This window comes from Pseudomonas sp. GD03903 (genome assembly GCF_029840045.1).
GTDB classification, from domain to species: Bacteria; Pseudomonadota; Gammaproteobacteria; order Pseudomonadales; family Pseudomonadaceae; genus Pseudomonas; species Pseudomonas pseudonitroreducens.
Genome location: NZ_JAOCBT010000006.1, coordinates 49,863 through 70,599, shown reverse-complemented (window position 1 = coordinate 70,599; position 20,737 = coordinate 49,863). Strand labels below are relative to the sequence as shown.

Genomic DNA, 20,737 nt, shown 5'->3' with positions numbered 1-20,737 from the left:
TCCAGATGCCGCCCTTGAGCGGCGCAAAGAAAAACTCGACAGCCAGCCTAGCGAGCTATATGTTCGCCGACAAGAAAGCGCAGGTCACAGCGCCGCGCTTTCCAGGCCACCGCAGTGGCCGGCGTCGCTCGGACGGTTCCGGGCGCCTACGTTAATCAGAGGACACCATGACTGAACCCCGTTCAGCTCGTCGCTTTGCGCGCATCGATCGCCTGCCCCCCTACGTTTTCAACATCACCGCCGAGCTGAAGATGGCCGCCCGCCGCCGTGGCGAGGACATCATCGACCTGTCCATGGGCAACCCGGACGGGGCCACGCCGCCGCACATCGTCGAGAAACTCTGCCAGGTCGCCCAGCGCGAAGACACCCACGGCTACTCCACCTCCCGTGGCATTCCGCGCCTGCGTCGCGCCATCTCGCACTGGTACCGCGACCGCTACGAGGTCGAGATCGACCCGGAGTCCGAAGCCATCGTGACCATTGGCTCCAAGGAGGGCCTGGCGCACCTGATGCTGGCGACCCTGGACCACGGCGACACCATTCTTGTGCCCAACCCCAGCTACCCGATCCACATCTACGGCGCGGTGATCGCCGGCGCCCAGGTGCGCTCGGTGCCGCTGGTGCCGGGAATCGACTTCTTCAACGAGCTGGAGCGGGCGATCCGCGAGTCGATTCCCAAGCCGAAGATGATGATCCTCGGCTTCCCCTCCAACCCCACCGCGCAGTGCGTGGAGCTGGACTTCTTCGAGCGCGTGGTCGATCTCGCCAAGCGCTACGACGTGCTGGTGGTGCACGACCTGGCCTACGCGGACATCACCTTCGACGGCTGGAAAGCCCCGTCGATCATGCAGGTGCCCGGCGCCAAGGACATCGCGGTGGAGTTCTTCACCCTGTCCAAGAGCTACAACATGGCGGGCTGGCGCATCGGCTTCATGGTCGGCAACCCGGAACTGGTCTCGGCCCTGGCGCGGATCAAGAGCTACCACGACTACGGCACCTTCACCCCGCTGCAGGTAGCTGCCATTGCCGCGCTGGAAGGCGACCAGCAGTGCGTGCGCGACATCGCCGAGCAGTACCAGAAGCGCCGCGATGTGCTGGTCAAAGGGCTGCACGAGGCTGGCTGGATGGTGGAGAACCCCAAGGCCTCGATGTATATCTGGGCAAAGATCCCCGAGCCCTACGCCCACCTGGGCTCGCTGGAGTTCGCCAAGAAGCTGCTCAAGGATGCCAAGGTCTCGGTGTCGCCCGGCATCGGCTTTGGTGACTACGGCGACGACCACGTGCGCTTTGCCCTGATCGAGAACCGCGACCGCCTGCGTCAGGCCGTGCGTGGGATCAAGGCGATGTTCCGCGCCGACGGCCTGTTGCCGGCCAAGGCCGAGTGAAAGCCGCATGAATGAAAAGGGCGACCCGACGGTCGCCCTTTTCATTTGGAGTCCCTCACCCCTTCGTGCTCGCGGAGCATTGCCGCGCGGGAACCTGGAGAGTGCCCCGCGCGCCGGCGCACCAGCGCTCAGGGGTGAGGGATAGCCCTGGCGTCAGTGTGCCGGGTAGTCGGCGATCACTTCGCGCTGACCGGCCTTGTTCAGGCCCACGACCTGGTAGGCGTCATGCCGGTCGCCCATTTCCATGCCCGGCGAGCCCATCGGCATGCCCGGTACGGCGGCGCCGATCAGGTCGGCTCGCTCGCGCAGCTTGAGGACGTCGGCCGCCGGCACGTGGCCTTCGACGAATTTGCCGTCGATCACGCCGGTGTGGCACGAGCCCATGCTGTGCGGGACGCCGAGTTTGGTCTTCACTGCACTCATGTCCGCCTCGACGTGGTCGTTGACGGTGAAGCCGTTGCTTTCCAGATGCTTGATCCAGTCCTTGCAGCAGCCGCAATTGGCATCGCGGTGCACGTCGATGCTCAGCGGCTCGGCGGCCTGGGCGGCGCCGGCGACAAGGGCAGTGAGCAGAAGCAGGGTGCGCATGGTTGGAACCTCGAAATTCGAACGCGACCGAGCATACTCCCGCGGGTGTCGCGGCCCCACCCGCGGTTTGTTTCCCCATATGACGCGGGCGTCGAACTTGCCGTGCCGTGCGGGGTCTCTAGCTGATCGGTGGTGCGTCCGCGACTCCCGGTCGCAGGTACGGACGCTCGGCAATGGCTGCATGGCCAAGGAGAAATCGGATGCTCTTCGCCCGTCTCGTCCTGCTGGTCCAGGCTCTGGTCTGGGGTGGCCTGGGACTGCTCTACTGGATTCGCCCCTACGAAATGGCCAACCTCAGCGGCATGCTGCTGATGGAGCCGTCCTCGGTGAGCGATGCCCGAGTCTTCTACGGCGGCCACCAGTTCGCCCTCGCGCTGTTCCTGGTCTTCGCCCTGCGTCGGCGCCTGCTGGTGCGGCCGGCGCTGATCCTGGTGATCCTGGTGCAACTCACCCTGACCCTGTCGCGCCTGCTCATCGCCTGGACCGAAGGCGGCATGGAATGGGACGCGCAACTGGCCGGCGTGGTCTACCGCGGGGTGATCTCGGTGCTGGCGATCTTCGCCCTCTATTGGCTCGAGCGGCAGTCGCGCAATCGCCAGGTGGTGGTGCGTGAGGAGCAGGAGCCGGAGGAACGCAAGGCGGACTTCGAAGGGCTCTGAGCTTCGGATGAGTGGCGACGCCCAGATGCAGCGCCGCTGCCGGGCCGCCCCCGCTCCGTGCTATCGTATTGATTTTGCGGTAGTAGCAGCGGAGTCAGCATGAAGTTCGTCCATCAGCGTGAACACCTCAACGAAGGCGACCTAGTCGTCATCGAGTGCTCCATGACCTGCAACATCCGCCTGATGACCGACGCGAACTTCCGCAGCTTCAAGAATGGCGGCCGTCACTCCTACCACGGCGGCGCGTTCGACCGGTTCCCGGCCAAGATCAAGGTGCCCAGCACCGGCAACTGGAACATCACCATCGACACCGTCACCCGCCGTGCCATCAGTGTCACGCGCAAGGCCGACTTCAAGTACAGCATCAAGTTCGTGCGCAAGTCGCCGTCGAACTTCAGCTGATCCTCAGTTCCCCGGCCCATTCATTGGTGCGCGGGGAAATCCTTCAGCAGGCGGGCGATGCCTTCGTCCACGGCCTGCTGGGTGATCTTCGGGTCGTGCAGCTGACGCGCCACTTGCGCCTGGTACAGCACCTGGCCGGTAGCCTCGTCGAGAATCCTCAGCGCCAGGCGCGCCTGTTCCTGATCGGTGAACTGGGTCTGGGTCATCACGCCTGCACTGGTCGCCACCGGCCGCTGGACGATGCCGGTCTGGCTGTCCAGGCCGACGGCATAGATCACCCGCAGCTCTGCCGAGTTTTCCTGGTAGTGGTAGCCCTTGGCTTCCAGCGCGCGGCGCACGGCGAGATCGAAGCGATCTTCGAGGTCTTCGCGGTGGCCCTGCGCGCGCACGGCCTGGATGAAGAAGGTGCTTTGCCGGCCATTGGCGGCGGGGGAGACGCTGATATCGGCAGGGTCGCTACCGGCGCAGGCACTCAGCAGCAGGAACAGCAGGGGAAGGATCAGGCGGGACATGGGCGTGCCTCTTGTCGTTGTTCCGCAAGCCTAGCTGCAGAAAACCGAGGCGCCGCCCAACCCTAGGTTGGGCGGCCCGTGCTCGAGGTCGGTGCTCAGCGGCGGGTCAGCAGCACGCCGGCTTCCATGTGGTGGGTGTAGGGGAACTGGTCGAACAGGGCGCAGCGGCTCACCTGGTGGGTGTCGTGCAACTGGGCGATGTTCTGCGCCAGGGTCTCCGGGTTGCAGGAGATATAGAGGATGTTGTCGAAGCGCCGGGTCAGCTCGCAGGTGTCCGGGTCCATGCCGGCGCGCGGCGGATCGACGAACACGCTGCCGAACTCGTAGGACTTCAGATCGACATCGGCCAGGCGGCGGAACGGGCGTACGTCGTTGAGCGCCTGGGTCAGCTCCTCGGCGGAGAGTCGCACCAGGGTAACGTTATCCACAGCATTGTCGGCCAGATTGGCCAGGGCGGCGTTCACCGAGGTCTTGCTGATCTCGGTGGCCAGCACCTTGCGCACGCGGGTGGCCAGCGGCAGGGTGAAGTTGCCATTGCCGCAGTACAGCTCCAGCAGGTCGTCGTCACGCTGGCCCAGGGCTTGGTAAGCCCAGTTGAGCATCTTCTGGCAGACCTCGCCGTTGGGCTGGGTGAAGGCGCCCTCCGGTTGGCGGTAGCGGAAGGTGCGGCCAGCAACGGTCAGTTCCTCACTCACATAGTCACGGCCCACCACCAGGCGCTTGCCGCGGGAGCGGCCAACGATGCTTACACCCAGTTCGGCCGCCAGCTTCTCGGCGGCGACTTGCCAGGCTGCATCCACCGGGCGGTGGTAGCACAGGGTGATCAGCGCATCGCCCGCCAGGGTGGTAAGGAATTCCACCTGGAACAGCTTGTGGCCCAGCGTCGGCTCGGCCCAGGCGGCCTTCAGGCGCGGCATCAGCTCGTTGATGCGCTGGCTGGCGATGGGGAATTCCTCGATCAGGATCGGCGTGTGCTTGTCGCCCTGCTCGAACATTGCGTAGTGACGCGCCTCGCCCTCGCGCCACAGGCGGAACTCGGCGCGCAGGCGGTAATGCTCGCGGGGCGAATCGAACACCTCCGGTTCCGGCGCGGCGAATGGCGCCAGCAGCTCGCGCAGGCGCGCGGCCTTGTCGGCCAGTTGACTGTCGTATTGGGAGGGATCGAAACGCGGACTGCTCATGGGACGGGTAACTCGTGTAGTCGGCGGCATTTGATGGGTATCGCTGCGCTCCACGCCATCCTACGTTGTTGCCATTTGTAGGATGGGTGGAGCGCAGCGATACCCATGCCGCGAAAGTAAAATCAGGCGTTGAACCAGCCCAGCTTGATCACGAACAGAATCGACAGGATCACCAGCGCCGGATTCAGCTCGCGGAAGCGGCCGGACAGCAGCTTGCAGGCGGTCCAGGTGATGAAGCCGAAGGCAATGCCGTTGGCGATGGAGAAGGTCAGCGGCATGGCCAGGGCGGTCACTACCACCGGGGCGGCGACGGTCAGGTCGTCCCAGTCGATCTCGGCCAGGCCCGAGGCCATCAGCACGGCGACGAAGAACAGGGCCGGCGCGGTGGCGAAGGCCGGGACGTTGCCCGCCAGCGGCGCGAAGAACAGCGCCAGCAGGAACAGCAGGGCGACCACGATGGCGGTCAGGCCGGTGCGGCCGCCAGCGGAAACGCCCGCCGCCGACTCGATGTAGCTGGTGGTGGTAGAGGTGCCCAGCAGCGAGCCGACCATGGCGGCGGAGCTGTCGGCGATCAGCGCGCGGCCCATCTTCGGCATGTGCCCGTCCTTGCCCATCAGGCCGGCGCGCTTGGCCACGCCGATCAGGGTGCCGGAGTTGTCGAACAGGTCGACGAAGAGGAAGGCGAAGATCACGCTGAACAGGCCGATGTCCAGCGCGCCCTTGATATCCAGCTGCAGGAAGGTCGGCGCCAGCGACGGCGGCATCGATACCACGCCGCCGAACTGGGAGACGCCGATGGCGATGGAGATGAAGGTGACGACCAGAATGCCGATCATCACCGCGCCGGTCACGCGGCGGGCTTCCAGGGCGACGATCAGGATGAAGCCGAGGATCGCCAGCAGCGGCGCGGGCTTGGCCAGGTCACCCATGCCCACCAGGGTGGCCTGGTTGGCGACGACGATGCCCGATTCCTTCAGCGCGATCAGCGCGAGGAACAGGCCGATGCCGGCGGCGATCGCCGAGCGCAGGGCCAGCGGGATGCTGTTGATGATCCACTCGCGGATGCGGAAGATCGAAATGATGAAGAACATGCATGCGGAGAGGAACACCGCACCGAGCGCCACTTGCCAGGTGTGGCCCATGTGCAGGACCACGGTGTAGGTGAAGAAGGCGTTCAGGCCCATGCCGGGAGCCAGGGCAATCGGGTAGTTGGCGATCAGGCCCATGATGGCCGAACCAATGGCTGCGGCCAGGCAGGTAGCGACGAAGATCGCGCCCTTGTCCATGCCCGTCTCGCCGAGGATGCTCGGGTTGACGAAGAGGATGTAGGCCATGGTCAGGAAGGTAGTGATACCCGCCAGGATCTCGGTGCGCACATTGGTATTGTGCGCCTTGAGTTGGAACAGCTTTTCCAGCATGTTTGGCTCCCCGTGACGCTCTTGCGCCGTTATCGTTCTGGCCGGGAAAAGCAAGGTGCGTGCCCAGGTGGGCCGTGCGCCTTTTCTTGTGACCGGCAAAAGGCGCGCATGATACCAGCTTGCCCTGAGCCGGAGAATTTCTGACCGGACCGCCAGCATCCGTTCGTCTGCAAGCTTAGTCGCGGGTGCCGACCAAGGGAGTGCAACTTGTGCAACTGCTGTGGTCTGACTCTCCATAACCCTGGCCCGACCGGGTCGTCCTGTCCGATTCGTACTCGATGAAACGCTCTATTCCGATCCTCCTCGCCTCATTGTTGGGCGCCTGCGCCGGTGCGCTGCCGTCGGCCCCGCAACACACATTCGACGTCCATGCGGTGGCCGAGAAGCCCACGGCCAGCACCCGCACCCTGGCTGACCCGCAGGGCAAGGCCGTGCTACTGGAAACCCACCCGGTGCTGACCCAGCACGACGTGCAGCGAGCCGAGCTGGCCAGCGTCGCCGACGGCAAGCCGGCAGTGCGAGTGCGCTTCACGCCCGAAGCCAGCCAGCGCCTGGCGAAGCTGACCGAGGAAGAGCAAGGCAAGGCCCTGGCGGTGGTGATCGATGGGCAACTGCGCCTGCTACCCAAGGTGACGCGTGTGGTGACGGATGGGCAGGTGATGCTCAAGGGATTTGCCAGCCAGGCCGAGGCGGAGACGCTGGTGCGCCGGCTCAATGAACTGCGCGATGTGCCGGTGCAGCCGGAGCAGAAATCAGGCGGGCAGCCATAGCCCGTCCTTTATGGGGCGTATCCCAGTGCAGGGCGAATAACCTGGAACAGGTTATCCGCCGTCGGCCCGGAGGCTGATAACGCTGGCGCGTCATGCGCCCTACGAATCTTTATTGGTGCTACCGGCGCGCAGCGGATTTTTCGTAGGAGCGAGCTTGCTCGCGAACCGCACAACGCGGGGGCCAGACTGGAGCCTGTTCGCGAGCAAGCTCGCTCCTACAGGTTCAGCCTGCGTTCCGCGAGCGACAGACATGAAAAAGCCCGGCATCTGCCGGGCTTTTTTAATCGCGGTTCGCGGTTTGGGCTTAGGCGCCGTAGACCGGGAACTTGGCGCAGATGGCCTTGACCTTCTCGCGCACGCCGTCCACCACGGACTCATCGCCCATGTTGGTGAGGATGTCGCAGATCCAGCCGGCCAGTTCGCGGCACTCGGCTTCCTTGAAGCCGCGGGTGGTGACGGCCGGGGTGCCGATACGCAGGCCGGAGGTAACGAACGGGGAGCGCGGGTCGTTCGGCACGCTGTTCTTGTTCACGGTAATGAAGGCGCGACCCAGGGCGGCGTCGGCGTCCTTACCGGTGATGTCCTGCTTGATCAGGGAGAGCAGGAACAGGTGGTTCTGGGTGCCGCCGGAAACCACGTCGAAGCCGCGCTCGATGAACACGCTGGCCATGGTCTGGGCGTTCTTCAGAACCTGCTGCTGGTAGGCCTTGAACTCGGGCTGCAGGGCTTCCTTGAAGCACACGGCCTTGGCGGCGATCACGTGCTCCAGCGGGCCACCCTGGGCACCCGGGAAGACAGCGGAGTTCAGCTTCTTCTCGATCTCTTCGTTCTTGCGAGCGAGGATCAGGCCGCCGCGCGGGCCGCGCAGGGTCTTGTGGGTGGTGGTGGTGACCACGTCGGCGAACGGTACCGGGTTCGGGTAGACGCCAGCGGCGACCAGACCGGCCACGTGGGCCATGTCGACGAACAGGTAGGCACCGACCTTGTCCGCGATGGCGCGGAAGCGGGCGAAGTCCAGGACCTGGGAGTAGGCGGAGAAGCCGGCGACGATCATCTTCGGCTTGTGCTCGACGGCCAGGCGCTCGACTTCGTCGTAGTCGATCAGGCCGGCGTCGGTGATGCCGTACTGCACGGCGTTGTACAGCTTGCCGGAGGAGGAAACGCTGGCGCCGTGGGTCAGGTGACCGCCGTGGGCCAGGCTCATGCCCAGGATGGTGTCACCGGCCGACAGCAGGGCCAGGTAGACAGCGGCGTTGGCCTGGGAACCGGCGTGCGGCTGGACGTTGGCGTAGTCGGCACCGAACAGCTCCTTGGCACGGTCGATGGCCAGTTGCTCGACGACGTCGACGTACTCGCAACCACCGTAGTAGCGCTTGCCCGGGTAGCCTTCGGCGTACTTGTTGGTCAGCACCGAACCCTGGGCTTCCATCACCGCCGGGCTGGTGTAGTTCTCGGAGGCGATGAGCTCGATGTGCTCTTCCTGGCGCTGGGCTTCCTGCTCCATCGCGGCGAAGAGTTCTGCATCGTAGCGGGCGAGGGTCAAATCACGGCTGAACATGGCGGTCCTCTTAAGGATCGGGTGCTGGGGGAAAGGCGCGCATTCTAACCCAAGGCGCTGGTGCTGGCACATGAAAGGCGGTCATGTGGCTGACAAGCGGGGTTCAAGGCCAACTGGCGTGCGGAAATGGGTGTAACGCCGATGGTGGGTTGGATGTAGGAGCGGACTTCGTCCGCGATCGCTTCCCGGCAGCTCCGAACCGGCCGGTGGCACATCGCGGACGGAGTCCGCTCCTACGCAAAGCCGAACATCGAGTCGATGGATCAGCCCAACAGGAACAACGCGTTGCTGGCGAACAGCGCGGCGAACTGGTCGGCAGGCACCGGGCGGCCGAAGAGGAAGCCCTGCACCTCGTCGCAGCCGTGCTCGCGCAGGAACTCCAGCTGTTCGTGGCTCTCCACGCCCTCGGCGATCACCATCAGGTTCAGGCTGTGGGCCATGGCGATGATGGCGCGGGCGATCTGCGCGTCCTGCTCGCCGTGGGGCAGGCCGTCGACGAAGCTGCGGTCGATCTTCAGCACATCGATGGGGAACTGCTTGAGGTAGTTGAGCGAGGAGTAGCCGGTGCCGAAGTCGTCCACCGCAATCGCCAGGCCCAAGCGTTTCAGCCCGGAAAGTATCTGCATCGCCTGGGAAACGTCGCTCATCAGGATGCTTTCGGTCAGTTCCAGTTCCAGGCACGCCGGGGCGATCCCGGTGTCTTCGAGGATGCCGGCGATGCGCTCGCCCAACTGGCCGTCGGCGAACTGCCGGGCCGAGAGGTTCACGGAAATCTTCGGCACCCGCACCTTGTCGCGGTGCCAGGCGCGCAGTTGCAGGCAGGCCTGCTCCAGCAGCCAGTCGCCGACCTGGGCAACCAGGCCGAGCTCTTCCAGCACCGGAATGAATTCCGCCGGTGGGATCAGCCCGCGCTTGGGATGCTGCCAGCGCAGCAGCGCCTCGGCGCCGGTCAGGCGGCGGCCGTCGCCGGTGAACTGCGGCTGGTAGTGCAGGACGAATTCGTGCAGTTCGATGGCGCGGCGCAGGTCGCTTTCCAGTTCCAGGCGCTCCAGGGCGCGGGCGTTCATCTCGGCCTGGTAGAACTGGAAGTTGTTCTTGCCCATTTCCTTGGCGTGGTACATCGCCGTGTCGGCGTTCTTCATCAGTTGGCTGAGCTCGGCGCCGTCCTGCGGGGAGAGCGCCACGCCGATGCTGGCGGTGACGAAGAACTCGCGGCCTTCCAGGGTGAATGGGCGGGCGAGGCTGGAGAGAATCTGCTCGGCCACCTGGATGGCCTGGCGGAGCGCCTTCTCGCGGTCCTTCTGGCCTGGCAGCAGCAGGGTGAACTCGTCGCCGCCCATGCGCGCCACGGTGTCGTCATCGCTGACGCAATGGCTCAGGCGCTCGGCCACTTCCTTGAGCATGCGGTCCCCCGCGGCGTGGCCGAGGGAGTCGTTGATCGGCTTGAAGCGGTCGAGGTCGAGGAACATCAGCACGACCCACTGCTGGTGCCGTTCGGCCTGCAGCAGGGCGGTGTGCAGGCGGTCCTGGAACAGCGTGCGGTTGGGCAGGTGGGTCAGGGCGTCGTAGTAGGCCAGGCGGTGGATGCGTCGCTCACTGGCCTTGCGTTCGCTGATGTCGCTGAAGAAGCAGACGAAGCTGACCAGGTCGCCTTCCTCGTCGTGCACCGCGGTGATGCCGACCCAGCTCGGGTACAGCTCGCCGCTCTTGCGCTTCTGCAGGATCTCGCCTTCCCAGCTGCCGCTCTTGCGCAGGCTTTCCAACACGTGCTTGAGCTGGTTGGCTTCCTGGCGGTCGGCGGTGAGCAGGCGCGGCAGCTGGTCGAGCACTTCCTCGGCGGAATAACCGGTGAGACGGCTGAAGGAGTCATTGATCTGCACGATGTAGCCGGCGGGGTCGGTGACCATGATCGCCGCCGTGGAGTGCTCGAACACCGTTGCGGCCATGCGCATTTCGCGCTCGGCGCGGCGTTGCTGGCTGACGTCGCGGGCGACGCCGAGCAGGCCTTCGAAGCGGCCGTGGTCGTCCCACATCAGGGCAATGCGCAGCTCCACGGGAATCTTGTGGCCGTCGGCGTGCAGGCAGTCGAGGCTGAACAGCTGCGGCTCGGCGCTCTCGCGCAGTTCGGCCAGGCGCTTGGGCTCGCCGATGGCGCCCTGCACACGGTTCAGCAGTTCCTCCAGGCGCTCCAGCTGCGCCGGGTTGGCGGCTATCGGCTGGAAGCCGTTGGCCAGCACCCACTCGGGGCTGTAGCCGAACACTTGCTGGATCGACGGGCTGATGTAATTGAGCTTGACCTGGGCGTCGGTGGAGAGGATCACGTCGCTGATGCTCTCGGCGAGCATGCGGTAGCGGCGGCCGCTCTCGCGCAGGGAGTTGTGCGCCTCGACCGTGTCGGTGATGTCCTTGGCCACGCCGATGAGCCGCGCCACACGGCCGGAAACGTCGCGGGTGAAGGCCTGCTCGCGGATATCGAACCAGTGCCAGTTGCCGTCGCGGTGGCGCCAGCGCAACTGGCTGTCCAGCAACAGGCCGTCGCCCACCACCTGCTGCAGGTTGCGCACGCGCCAGTAGTACTCGACGTCGTCCGGGTGCAGCACCTTCTCCCAGAAGCGCTCGCCCATCTCGCGCAGTTCGTCGCCGCTGTAGCCGAGCTGGTGGCCAAGGTTGTGGTTGCTGAAAATCACCCGGCGCGCGGCGATGTCGTGGATATAGAGTGTGTCGGGTACCGCGCGCACCGCGTCGGACCAGAACTTCTCGCGTTCGATCAGCGACAGCTCGACCTGTTTGCGGCTGGTGATGTCCGACAGGCTCAGGGTCACGGCGTGGAAGTCCTGGATCATCTCCGGCACGCGCAACTGCAGCCACAGGTGGCGCTGCTCGCCCTGGCGGGTGTGGATGCAGGCTTCCAGCTCGACCATGCCCTGGCCGTGCAGCACGGCTTCGAGCACCTTGCTGCGCACGCCGTCGGGGCGCATGCCGGCACTGCCGACGAGGATCTGCCAGGCCTGCTCGGTGGTGCTCACGCCCATCAGGCGCTTGGCAACGTTGTTGATCTCGGTGATGCGCACCTGGCGCAGCAGCCAGGGCAGGCGCTCGGGCTGCGAGGCGATCCACTCGCGCAGGTCGCTCTGCCGGCGCAGGTTGAGGTCCACCAGGCTCTGGCGCAGGGCGGAGAGGTCGAGCACACAGAGTGCGACGCCAACGCCATCGAAGATGTCCTGGTAGCGCCGGCGGGTCTCCTCGAGGATGTGCAGCGCCTGCTGCTCCTCGGTGACGTCGCGCAGCACCCAGACCTGTCCGCCCTGGGGCAGGTTGCCGCGCAGCACCCAGGTCTGCTCCGGCGCCAGCGGGCTGTCGTCCAGCGAATGGTGGCTGACGGCGAACAAGCGAGCCTGACCGGTATCGTTGACGCGGACCAGTTCGGAGCTGCTGTCCGCGGAGGTATCGCTGCCATGCAGCAGACCGCCCAGGCCGGGCAGCAGCTCCAGCAGGTGATGCTCGCCGGCCTTGTCGGCGCTGATGCCGAACAGTTGCTCGGCCTGCGGATTGAGGTAGGCGAGGCGGCCGTCGGCGCGGGTCACCAGCACGCGCTCGTCGATGGCGCCGAGGGCTTGCGCGGCCTGGCGCAGGCTCTGCTGCGACTCCACCGTCAGCGCCCGCAGGTTCTGCTGCTCGCGTTGCAGGCGCAGCAGGGCGGCGCCGGCAATGCCCGCCAGCACCAGCAACAGCGCCAGCTCGCCGCCCAGACGCGGGAGCAGGGTGGCGCGGATCTGCCGGTCGTCGAATTGCGGGAGCAATCGCCAGTCGGTGTTCTGGATCTCCAGGCCATCCAGGCTCTGCGCCTGCTCCAGCGGCGAAGCCGCGGACAGCGGGCCGGGGCGCAGGCCACTGGAGCGGCCGAGGACCTTCTGCTGGACATCGTCCAGCAGAATCCAGTCCGGCGACTCGGGGCGGATCTGTTCCGCCCAGCCGCGCCGGGCGACCTTTTCGTCGAGACGGATGATGCTGTCGCCTTCGCCCGGTTCGGTGGCCTTCAGCCAGACATAGAAGTGGCCGCCGTTTTCCTCGCTGAACGCATAGTGATAGGCCTGCCGTGCGCTGCGCTGGCGCAGGGCCTCGATGAACGCGCCGTCCTTGAGACCGCTGGCGGAGTCCTGCACGGATACGCCGTTGGCGTCCAGCCGCACCAGGCTGTGGAAGGACGGGTAGATGTGCTTGAGGCCGGCGATCAGCGGTGCGTGGCGATCACCGTGTTCGCGGTCCTGTTCCTGCTGCAGCAGGGCCTGGGCCGCCACCGCCTTGAGCTCCAGGGTCAGGGAAATCCGCTGGGCCATCTGTTCGCCGTGCAGCACCACCCGCTCACGCTCGAAGCGTTCCTGGCTGCGGAACTCCTGATGCAGTTGCCAGCCCAGCAGGCCGAGCATGAACAGCACCAGCAGCACCAGCGCGGTCCGGGTCGCCACGCGGCCAGGCCTGGCCAGGGCGTCCGGAGGAAGACGGGGGAAAATAGACAAGGACTTAAGGACCCGGGGCGATACGGCTGAATTCGGCGCAGGCTAGGATGCCCGGAAAGGCGGCGAAGTGCCAGTATGGCCGACGAGCGTCGTTTGCCCTTCCCGATTCATTCCGGTAGCTTTGCCGCACGCGCGCGTGATGTACGGCCAAAGTTCGGGGCATAAAGTACATCCCCGCAGAGTCTCGCGCGAAGGGCCGTCCATCGGCCGTTCGCGCCCTTCGGTGGCCCGCAGTGCCGCCGTTCCGGCCCCAAGTGCCGGCGGTGCCGTCGTCAGTTCCGGCCATCCCGATCACAATTCATCCCAGAAGTCAGGTATCCATGGCTCAATACGTCTACACCATGCACCGGGTCGGCAAGGTCGTGCCGCCCAAGCGTGAAATCCTCAAGAACATTTCCCTGTCGTTCTTCCCCGGCGCCAAGATCGGCGTGCTCGGCCTGAACGGCGCGGGTAAATCCACCCTGCTGCGCATCATGGCCGGCGTCGACACCGAGATCGAAGGTGAAGCCCGTCCGATGCCCGGTATCAACGTCGGTTACCTGCCGCAGGAGCCCAAGCTCGACCCGCAGGCTACCGTGCGCGAGATCGTCGAAGAGGCCGTTGGCCAGATCAAGCAGGCCCAGGCCCGCCTGGACGAGGTCTACGCCGCCTACGCCGAGCCGGACGCCGACTTCGACGCCCTGGCCGCCGAGCAGGCCAAGCTGGAGGCCATCCTCCAGGCTTCCGACGGCCACAACCTCGAGCGCCAGCTGGAAGTCGCCGCCGACGCCCTGCGTCTGCCGCCGTGGGACGCCAAGATCGAACACCTCTCCGGTGGTGAGAAGCGCCGTGTGGCCCTGTGCCGCCTGCTGCTGTCCGCCCCGGACATGCTGCTGCTGGACGAACCGACCAACCACCTGGACGCCGACTCGGTCGCCTGGCTGGAACACTTCCTCCACGACTTCCCGGGCACTGTGGTAGCGATCACCCACGACCGTTACTTCCTCGACAACGTCGCTGGCTGGATCCTCGAGCTGGACCGTGGCCAGGGCATTCCGTTCGAAGGCAACTACTCCGGCTGGCTGGAATCCAAGGCCAACCGCCTGGCTCAGGAAGCCAAGCAGGAGGCTTCCCACGCCAAGGCCATGAAGGCCGAACTGGAGTGGGTGCGCCAGGGCGCCAAGGCTCGCCAGTCGAAGTCCAAGGCCCGTCTGCAGCGCTTCGAGGAAATGCAATCGCAGGAATTCCAGAAGCGCAGCGAGACCAACGAGATCTATATCCCGGCCGGTCCGCGCCTGGGCGACAAGGTCATCGAGCTGCACAACGTCAGCAAGGGCTACGGTGATCGCCAGCTGATCGATGATCTGTCGCTGAGCATTCCCAAGGGCGCCATCGTCGGCGTGATCGGCGGCAACGGCGCGGGTAAATCGACCCTGTTCCGCATGCTGACCGGCAAGGAGCAACCAGACTCGGGCACCATCGAGATCGGTGAAACCGTGCAGATCGCCAGCGTTGACCAGAGCCGCGAAATCCTCGACGGCAACAAGACCGTATGGGAACAGGTGTCCGACGGCTTCGAGCAGATCAAGATCGGCAACTATGAAGTCCCGTCGCGCAGCTACGTCGGTCGCTTCAACTTCAAGGGCGGCGACCAGCAGAAGTTCGTCAAGGACCTCTCCGGTGGTGAGCGTGGCCGTCTGCACCTGGCCCTGACCCTGAAGCAGGGCGGCAACGTGCTGCTGCTCGACGAACCGTCCAACGACCTCGACGTGGAAACCCTGCGTGCGCTGGAAGAAGCGCTGCTGGACTTCCCCGGCGCCGCCATCGTGATTTCCCACGATCGCTGGTTCCTGGACCGCATCGCGACCCACATCCTCTCCTACGAGGACGACGGCAAGGTGGTCTTCTTCGAAGGCAACTACACCGAGTTCGAAGCCGATCGCAAGAAGCGCCTGGGCGACGCGGCCTCGCAGCCGCACCGCGTGCGCTACAAGAAGCTGGCGTAAGCCACTTCGCCATGAAAACGGGGCCTTCGGGCCCCGTTTTTTTTGCGTCTTTTCCGGAGCGGGTCAGCGACTGCGCTTGAGATCGTCCAGGGTGCGCCGCTGCTCCTCCAGCTGGCGCTGCAGTGTGTCGATTTGCCGCGCCTGGTCCTGCAGCGTGCGCTGCTGCTCTTCCAGCTGCCGCGACATGCGTTGCAGGTCGTCGGTGCTGAAGTTCGACTTGTGGATCACTTCGCTGTCGAATGTATCCGCTACCACCAGGGCGCCGGACTCGGTGAAGTTGCCCAGTTTCATGGCCGCCTGGGCGGGCAGGGCGAAGGCACAGGTGAGAGCGACGAGAAGCGCGAGCGGGCGTGCGGGCATCGGAAGCATCCTGATGGGAGGTTGTTTGAGTGCAACTGTCTATTGATTTTGTATACAAGAATCTGTTTTTCTGCGGGTCCGGCAGAAGTGGGATTTATATTTTTGCACCATAAAGATTCATAAAAGCGTCACGCTGCACTATCTCGGGGCGGCGTGGATTGCTAGAGTCTGCCGGCAAAAAGCATCACATAACCAGAAAAGTACCGGTGTAGACATGACGCAATCCGTTGACTCGTTCCTCGAGCGCCTCAAGCGGCGCGACCCCGATCAGCCCGAGTTCCACCAGGCGGTGGAAGAGGTGCTGCGCTCCCTCTGGCCCTTCCTCGAAGCCAATCCGCACTACCTGCAAGCCGGCATCGTCGAACGCATTGTCGAGCCCGAACGGGCGATCCTGTTCCGCGTACCGTGGGTGGATGACGCCGGGCGAGTGCGGGTCAACCGTGGTTTCCGCATCCAGATGAGCAGCGCCATCGGCCCGTACAAGGGCGGCCTGCGCTTCCATCCCTCGGTGAACCTGGGGGTGCTGAAGTTCCTGGCCTTCGAGCAGGTGTTCAAGAACTCCCTGACCTCCCTGCCCATGGGCGGCGGCAAGGGCGGCTCGGACTTCGATCCGAAGGGCAAGAGTGACGCCGAAGTCATGCGCTTCTGCCAGTCGTTCATGAGCGAGCTGTTCCGCCACGTCGGCGCGGACCTCGACGTGCCGGCCGGCGACATTGGTGTGGGCGCCCGCGAGATCGGCTATCTATTCGGCCAGTACAAGCGCCTGTCCAACGAGTTCACCTCGGTGCTGACCGGCAAGGGCATGTCCTACGGCGGCAGCCTGATCCGTCCGGAAGCCACCGGCTACGGCTGCGTGTACTTCGCCCAGGAGATGCTCAAGGCCCGCGAGAGCGGCTTCGACGGCCAGCGCGTGGCAATCTCCGGTTCCGGCAACGTGGCTCAGTACGCTGCGCAGAAGGTCATGGAACTGGGCGGCAAGGTGATTTCCCTGTCCGACTCCGAAGGCACGCTGTTCTTTGAAGCTGGCCTGACCCTGGAGCAGTGGGAGGAAGTCATGGAGCTGAAGAACGTCCGTCGCGGCCGCCTCAGCGAGATGGCTGGCCCCGGCCTGCGCTTCATTGCCGGCGAACGCCCCTGGTCGCTGGCCTGCGATATCGCGCTGCCCTGCGCCACCCAGAACGAGCTGGACGCCAACGACGCGCGCACCTTGCTGGCCAACGGCTGCATCTGTGTGGCCGAAGGCGCGAACATGCCGTCGACCCTGGAGGCTGTGGATATCTTCCTCGAGGCCGGCATCCTCTACGCGCCGGGCAAGGCTTCCAACGCCGGCGGCGTCGCCACCAGCGGCCTGGAGATGAGCCAGAACGCCATGCGCCTGCTGTGGACCGCCGGTGAAGTGGACCAGCGCCTGCATGGCATCATGCAGAATATCCACCATGCCTGCGTCGCCTACGGCGAGGAGAATGGCCGGATCAACTACGTGAAGGGCGCCAACATCGCCGGCTTCGTCAAGGTTGCCGACGCGATGCTGGCCCAGGGCGTGGTCTGACCGTTCCCCGGCTATGAAAAACGGGCCCGAAGGGCCCGTTTTTTTTGCGGTCTATCTGAGAGCTGGGGTGAAGGCCGACCAGAGCGCAGAGCGTACTTGTAGGAGCGAGCTTGCTCGCGAACAGTCCCCGGCGCGATCCGGGAAATCTGTGCCGATACTTCCCCTCACCCCAGCCCTCTCCCATAGGGAGAGGGAGCTGCCCGTGCCGGCTGACGCATGGTTACCTCCCGCACCGAATAGTTCCCTCTCCCTTGGGGAGAGGGCCGACCAGAGCGCAGAACGTACTTGCAGGAGCGAGCTTGCTCGCGAACCTCTCGACGCCGGCGTGGGGCTGTTCGCGAGCAAGCTCGCTCCTACAGGTTCGGCGTCGAACCGATCAATCCACCGGCTTCGGCGTAGTTGCCGTGCTTGGCGGCAGCAGCGGGTACTCCACCTTCGGCTGCTTGCCGGTGGCGGTCTTGAGGAAGGCGACGATGTCGCCGACTTCTTCCGTGTTGAGCTGCTTGCCCAGTTGCGCGGTGCCCATGATCGCTACCGCTTCTTCCAGATCCCACACCTGTCCGCTATGGAAATACGGTGCGGTCAGGGCGATGTTGCGCAGCGGCGCGGCGCGGAACACGTACTGGTCATTCTGCGTCTTGGTCACTTCGAAGCGACCCTTGTCGCCGGTGGGGAGGATCCTGCCATCGGGCTTCTTCACCAGCCCGAACGGGAAGTAGGCCTGGCCGCCCAGGTTCACGCCGTTGTGGCAACTGATGCAGCCGGCGCTCATGAAGGTCTGCAGGCCTTTCTTCTCCTTGGCGTCGAGGGCGTTGTCATCGCCCTTGAGATAGAGGTCGAAACGCGAGTCCGGAGTGATCAGGGTCGACTCGAAAGCCTGCAGTGCGCGGGCCATGTTGTCGAAGCTGACCGCTTGCTTGTCGCCGGGGAAGGCCTTTTCGAAGGAGGCGACATATTCCGGCATGCTGCGCAGGGTGGCCTCGACGTTCTTCGGTGTGTTGTGCATCTCCACCGGGTTCTGCACCGGGCCCTTGGCCTGTTCCTCCAGGTCCTTGGCGCGGCCGTCCCAGAACTGCGCGACGTTGAATACCGCGTTGAACACGGTAGGCGAGTTGCGTGCACCTTTCTGCCAGGCGTGGCCGCTGGAGGCGGGCACGTTGTCGGCGCCGCCGGTGCCGATGTTGTGGCAGGTGTTGCAGCTGATCACATGGCTGGAGGACAGGCGTGGCTCGAAGAACAGTTGCCGCCCCAGTTCGATCTGGTTGGGATCGAGCTTGTCGCTGGCCTGCTCCGGGATGGGTTTGAAGATGCTGTTGGCGCTGTCGCGCAGGGTGTCGGCATGTGCTTGTGCCGCTGCCGTGCTCACGGCCAGCAGCAAGCTGCCCAGGGCCAGTTTGAGGGGCTGCATGTGGAGTCTCCTTGTCTCAGGCTTTTGATTTCTTCTGAGTTCAAGGAGAGGCCAGGCGGGCAAGGCCCGGCTTGACCGAAGTCAAGCGGGCGTCCCTGAGCGGGTGCGGACGGTTGCCGCAGCGGTCAGTTGCCGCGCAGGGCCCGTCCCAGCGCGCGGTCCTTCTGTTCCTCCCAGTCGCGGTCCCGGTCGCTGTTGCGCTGTTCCTCGTACTGCTGGCGCTCCTGGCTCACGCGCATGGCCTGGCATTGCTGGAAGCCGTCGTTCCAGCCCAGCGCGTACTTCGGTTCGTCCAGGTAGCGCGGCACGTCCTTGCGGAACTCGCCGGTGATGGCACCGGCTGCCTGGCGCCCGCTGCCGCAGCCGTCGTCATAGCCGTCGGCGTAGGCGGGTGGGTAGCCTTGGGCGATGAGGGTTTCATGGGTCGTTGCGCAGCCGCCGAGCAGCGCGGCGCAAAGCAGGATGAGGGTGGCGCGCGGCGCCATGGAGACTCCCGTGTGCCGGGTAGGCGGGCACACGCGCCGGATAGGGTGACTGGACGGCACTCTATCCAGCGTTTGGTGAGGAAAGCGTCAAGCGGGCGTGATACGGATGTGCTGGCCGCCTGCCACGCGTGCCTGGCACTCGATGCGCACCGGCAGGAAGGCTTCGACTACTGCGCGGCTGCTCAGCAGATGATCGCTCAATGCTGGCGTGGTGAAGCTGCCGCCGCCGGCCAGTGCCATCGGTAGCAGCAACTGGTCGGCGAGGTGTTCCTCTACGCTGGTGCCGCTGCTGCGCCAGTCTTCGGCCTGGCGCAACGCCTGGCTGGCGACGCGCTCGGCGCTGACGCCGGCTTGGCCGAAGGCGCAGAACACCAGGCTCAGTTGCTCGCACTCAATCTCCAGCAGCAGGGCATTGCCCGGGCCCTGGTCCTCCGGCAGGCGGACGACCTGAACGGAAGCGGCGTGCCAATCCTTATGTCGCTTCACTTTCTCCAGTTCGCGATCCGCCACATGACCGGGGATGGCGGCCAGCAGGGCACGGGCCGAGCGTGAGCGTTCGGCACCGGCTTCCGGCAGGTGCAGCGGCTGCAACTCGGCTGGCTCCATTCGCACTCGCAGCTCACCGCCTCCAGCGGGCATGAAGCCATGGCGCAGCAGCTCGAAGTCGACCTTCGCGCCCATGCGCCGCAGCAGCGGCAGCCAGCTGCGCTCGATGAAGTCCGCCGGCGGAGCCAGCGGGTTGTGCGTACCGCCGCTGATCGCCAGGCTGCTCGGCTCATCGGCGAACAGCAGGGCCGGCAGCAGCGTCTGCAGCACCAGCACGGCGCTACCCGCGCTGCCGATGGCGAAGCGGTAGTCACCGCCGCGAATCGCGCCGGGGCGGAAGGTCAGGCTGCGCGAGCCCAGCTCGTCGCCTTGCACCGCCGCGCCACAGATTTCCGCCGCCGCGCGCACCGCCGTCAGGTGCTGGCGCAGCAACCCCGGCCGCGAGCGCCGGCCGCGGATATTGACGATGCGCAGCGGCTTGCCGGTGATCATCGACAGGCTCAGCGCGCTGCGCAGTATCTGCCCGCCGCCGTCGGCGCCGTCGAGTTCGATCAGGTCCGTTTTCATCTTGCGTGTTCCCTAACTTGTTCGCGCAGGAAGCGATCCAGGCGCTCCGTGTCGTGGCAACCGCCTCGGGGCGCGCCAAGATTTTCCGCGCGTTGCAGCTCGTCCTCGATCAGCCGATGCAGGGCCGCGCGCGCCGGGCCGTATTCGGCCTCGACCGCCTGGCGCTTGAGCGCCAGCAGTTCCTCGACTTCGGCGCGCTGCGCGACATCGTCGAGAGTTGCCTCCATCAGTGTCTCGAAGACCATGGGCGGCATGCCCAGGCCCTGGTCGATCCAGCGCACTGCCAGCAGCGGGCGCAACACGTAGAGGTACTTCTTGTAGCGAACCTCCTCGCCCTGCAGGTAGCCACGGAAGTTCTTCTTCGCCATCGACAGGTAGTGCGCCCGTGCGGCAGCGGGCGAGTAAAAGTCCCGTGCGAGTTGGCGCAGGCCTTGGGTTGCCGCGGATTCGCTGCGATACACCAGCGGCGAGTCCAGCCATTCCAGCAGCGTCGGGTTGGATTTGCGCAGCAGGCGCAGCGCCTTGCGCAATTCCCAACCGCTGAGGTCCAGCTCGTCGGTCAGCGGGCGCTCCAGAACGTCGCGCGGCTCGTCCACACACAGGTACCAGTCCGGTTGCTGCACATAGACGAAGCGTACGTCGTAGTCGCTGTCCGGAGAGGCGAAGCCCCAGGCGCGGCTGCCCGATTCGCAGGCGTAGAGCACGGTGACGTTGTGCTCCTGTTCCAGTCTTTCCAGTTCCTCCAGGACGCGCTCACGCATGGCGGCGGGTAGTGGATGGCGGTCTTCCCTGTTCATGTCCTTGTTCCTTGTCTTGCAGTGGAGGCGGGCGGTTTGCGCCCGACTCG

At 65.5% G+C, this 20,737-nt stretch carries 17 protein-coding genes; 6 read left to right on the top strand and 11 right to left on the bottom strand.

Translation table 11 applies throughout. The annotated features are described in order from the left end of the window. Positions 1-167: 167 nt before the first annotated feature. Positions 168-1,385, top strand: coding sequence for an alanine transaminase (gene alaC, locus N5C91_RS11230; protein ID WP_236200453.1), 1,218 nt, complete (start codon positions 168-170; stop codon positions 1,383-1,385). A gap of 153 nt (positions 1,386-1,538) precedes the next feature. On the opposite strand, the gene N5C91_RS11225 is transcribed toward alaC, so the two are convergent. Continuing rightward, entirely contained in the window at positions 1,539-1,973 is a 435-nt protein-coding gene (locus N5C91_RS11225; RefSeq protein ID WP_279829648.1) for a DUF411 domain-containing protein, read from the bottom strand. Positions 1,974-2,173: 200 nt separating this feature from the next. Between N5C91_RS11225 and N5C91_RS11220 the strand changes: the two genes are divergently transcribed. Both N5C91_RS11220 and N5C91_RS11215 read left to right on the top strand, forming a co-directional pair. Then, positions 2,174-2,632 (top strand): DUF4345 family protein, encoded by a 459-nt coding sequence (locus tag N5C91_RS11220; RefSeq protein WP_279829646.1) that lies wholly within the window; start codon positions 2,174-2,176, stop codon positions 2,630-2,632. A 99-nt stretch (positions 2,633-2,731) separates the two neighbouring features. Beyond that, positions 2,732-3,034, top strand: coding sequence for a DUF1883 domain-containing protein (locus N5C91_RS11215; RefSeq protein WP_024763056.1), 303 nt, complete (start codon positions 2,732-2,734; stop codon positions 3,032-3,034). Positions 3,035-3,054: 20 nt separating this feature from the next. On the opposite strand, the gene N5C91_RS11210 is transcribed toward N5C91_RS11215, so the two are convergent. The 3 genes from N5C91_RS11210 to N5C91_RS11200 form a co-directional block, all read right to left on the bottom strand. Beyond that, positions 3,055-3,546 carry a DUF4136 domain-containing protein gene (locus tag N5C91_RS11210; RefSeq protein WP_236200449.1) on the bottom strand — a complete coding sequence of 164 codons (492 nt, stop codon included), beginning with the start codon at positions 3,544-3,546 and terminating at the stop codon, positions 3,055-3,057. Between the two features lie 95 nt (positions 3,547-3,641). Then, positions 3,642-4,727 carry a tRNA (uridine(54)-C5)-methyltransferase TrmA gene (gene trmA, locus N5C91_RS11205; RefSeq protein ID WP_279829643.1) on the bottom strand — a complete coding sequence of 362 codons (1,086 nt, stop codon included), beginning with the start codon at positions 4,725-4,727 and terminating at the stop codon, positions 3,642-3,644. Positions 4,728-4,849: 122 nt separating this feature from the next. After that, positions 4,850-6,145 carry an NCS2 family permease gene (locus N5C91_RS11200; RefSeq protein ID WP_236200447.1) on the bottom strand — a complete coding sequence of 432 codons (1,296 nt, stop codon included), beginning with the start codon at positions 6,143-6,145 and terminating at the stop codon, positions 4,850-4,852. Positions 6,146-6,423: 278 nt separating this feature from the next. Between N5C91_RS11200 and N5C91_RS11195 the strand changes: the two genes are divergently transcribed. Beyond that, positions 6,424-6,915, top strand: coding sequence for a hypothetical protein (locus N5C91_RS11195; protein ID WP_279829639.1), 492 nt, complete (start codon positions 6,424-6,426; stop codon positions 6,913-6,915). Between the two features lie 304 nt (positions 6,916-7,219). Here N5C91_RS11195 and glyA read toward each other — a convergent pair whose 3' ends face one another. Together glyA and N5C91_RS11185 are read right to left on the bottom strand one after the other, a co-directional pair. Further along, the gene (gene glyA, locus N5C91_RS11190; RefSeq protein ID WP_024763060.1) at positions 7,220-8,473 is read right to left on the bottom strand and encodes a serine hydroxymethyltransferase; all 1,254 of its coding nucleotides are present in this window, start codon (positions 8,471-8,473) and stop codon (positions 7,220-7,222) included. 263 nt (positions 8,474-8,736) lie between these two features. Continuing rightward, positions 8,737-12,900, bottom strand: a complete 4,164-nt coding sequence (locus N5C91_RS11185; protein WP_279830023.1) for an EAL domain-containing protein — start codon at positions 12,898-12,900, stop codon at positions 8,737-8,739. 410 nt (positions 12,901-13,310) lie between these two features. Here N5C91_RS11185 and ettA point away from each other — a divergent pair, with 410 nt between their 5' ends. Beyond that, positions 13,311-14,975 carry an energy-dependent translational throttle protein EttA gene (gene ettA, locus N5C91_RS11180; RefSeq protein ID WP_236200445.1) on the top strand — a complete coding sequence of 555 codons (1,665 nt, stop codon included), beginning with the start codon at positions 13,311-13,313 and terminating at the stop codon, positions 14,973-14,975. A 63-nt stretch (positions 14,976-15,038) separates the two neighbouring features. Here the strand turns inward: ettA and N5C91_RS11175 are convergent, their stop codons facing one another. Further along, positions 15,039-15,335 carry a hypothetical protein gene (locus tag N5C91_RS11175; RefSeq protein ID WP_236200444.1) on the bottom strand — a complete coding sequence of 99 codons (297 nt, stop codon included), beginning with the start codon at positions 15,333-15,335 and terminating at the stop codon, positions 15,039-15,041. A 214-nt stretch (positions 15,336-15,549) separates the two neighbouring features. Between N5C91_RS11175 and gdhA the strand changes: the two genes are divergently transcribed. Then, positions 15,550-16,884 carry an NADP-specific glutamate dehydrogenase gene (gene gdhA, locus N5C91_RS11170; protein ID WP_279829635.1) on the top strand — a complete coding sequence of 445 codons (1,335 nt, stop codon included), beginning with the start codon at positions 15,550-15,552 and terminating at the stop codon, positions 16,882-16,884. Positions 16,885-17,260: 376 nt separating this feature from the next. Here gdhA and N5C91_RS11165 read toward each other — a convergent pair whose 3' ends face one another. The 4 genes from N5C91_RS11165 to N5C91_RS11150 form a co-directional block, all read right to left on the bottom strand. Further along, a complete protein-coding gene (locus tag N5C91_RS11165) occupies positions 17,261-18,292 on the bottom strand; it encodes a cytochrome-c peroxidase (RefSeq protein WP_279829633.1) in 1,032 nt (343 codons plus the stop codon). Between the two features lie 125 nt (positions 18,293-18,417). Next, complete coding sequence (locus N5C91_RS11160; protein WP_236200442.1) at positions 18,418-18,777, bottom strand: hypothetical protein; 360 nt, start codon at positions 18,775-18,777, stop codon at positions 18,418-18,420. An 87-nt stretch (positions 18,778-18,864) separates the two neighbouring features. Further along, complete coding sequence (rtcA, locus tag N5C91_RS11155; protein ID WP_279829632.1) at positions 18,865-19,890, bottom strand: RNA 3'-terminal phosphate cyclase; 1,026 nt, start codon at positions 19,888-19,890, stop codon at positions 18,865-18,867. Further along, positions 19,887-20,687, bottom strand: a complete 801-nt coding sequence (locus N5C91_RS11150) for a nucleotidyltransferase domain-containing protein (protein WP_279829631.1) — start codon at positions 20,685-20,687, stop codon at positions 19,887-19,889. Before N5C91_RS11150 ends, rtcA begins: the two co-directional genes overlap by 4 nt. Positions 20,688-20,737 lie beyond the last annotated feature (50 nt).

Coding starts and splice junctions, on each gene's coding strand:
- alaC (WP_236200453.1), top strand. CDS start 168: ATGACTGAACCCCGTTCAGCTCGTCGCTTTGCGCGCATCGATCGCCTG.
- N5C91_RS11225 (WP_279829648.1), bottom strand. CDS start 1,973: ATGCGCACCCTGCTTCTGCTCACTGCCCTTGTCGCCGGCGCCGCCCAG.
- N5C91_RS11220 (WP_279829646.1), top strand. CDS start 2,174: ATGCTCTTCGCCCGTCTCGTCCTGCTGGTCCAGGCTCTGGTCTGGGGT.
- N5C91_RS11215 (WP_024763056.1), top strand. CDS start 2,732: ATGAAGTTCGTCCATCAGCGTGAACACCTCAACGAAGGCGACCTAGTC.
- N5C91_RS11210 (WP_236200449.1), bottom strand. CDS start 3,546: ATGTCCCGCCTGATCCTTCCCCTGCTGTTCCTGCTGCTGAGTGCCTGC.
- trmA (WP_279829643.1), bottom strand. CDS start 4,727: ATGAGCAGTCCGCGTTTCGATCCCTCCCAATACGACAGTCAACTGGCC.
- N5C91_RS11200 (WP_236200447.1), bottom strand. CDS start 6,145: ATGCTGGAAAAGCTGTTCCAACTCAAGGCGCACAATACCAATGTGCGC.
- N5C91_RS11195 (WP_279829639.1), top strand. CDS start 6,424: ATGAAACGCTCTATTCCGATCCTCCTCGCCTCATTGTTGGGCGCCTGC.
- glyA (WP_024763060.1), bottom strand. CDS start 8,473: ATGTTCAGCCGTGATTTGACCCTCGCCCGCTACGATGCAGAACTCTTC.
- N5C91_RS11185 (WP_279830023.1), bottom strand. CDS start 12,900: ATGCTCGGCCTGCTGGGCTGGCAACTGCATCAGGAGTTCCGCAGCCAG.
- ettA (WP_236200445.1), top strand. CDS start 13,311: ATGGCTCAATACGTCTACACCATGCACCGGGTCGGCAAGGTCGTGCCG.
- N5C91_RS11175 (WP_236200444.1), bottom strand. CDS start 15,335: ATGCCCGCACGCCCGCTCGCGCTTCTCGTCGCTCTCACCTGTGCCTTC.
- gdhA (WP_279829635.1), top strand. CDS start 15,550: ATGACGCAATCCGTTGACTCGTTCCTCGAGCGCCTCAAGCGGCGCGAC.
- N5C91_RS11165 (WP_279829633.1), bottom strand. CDS start 18,292: ATGCAGCCCCTCAAACTGGCCCTGGGCAGCTTGCTGCTGGCCGTGAGC.
- N5C91_RS11160 (WP_236200442.1), bottom strand. CDS start 18,777: ATGGCGCCGCGCGCCACCCTCATCCTGCTTTGCGCCGCGCTGCTCGGC.
- rtcA (WP_279829632.1), bottom strand. CDS start 19,890: ATGAAAACGGACCTGATCGAACTCGACGGCGCCGACGGCGGCGGGCAG.
- N5C91_RS11150 (WP_279829631.1), bottom strand. CDS start 20,687: ATGAACAGGGAAGACCGCCATCCACTACCCGCCGCCATGCGTGAGCGC.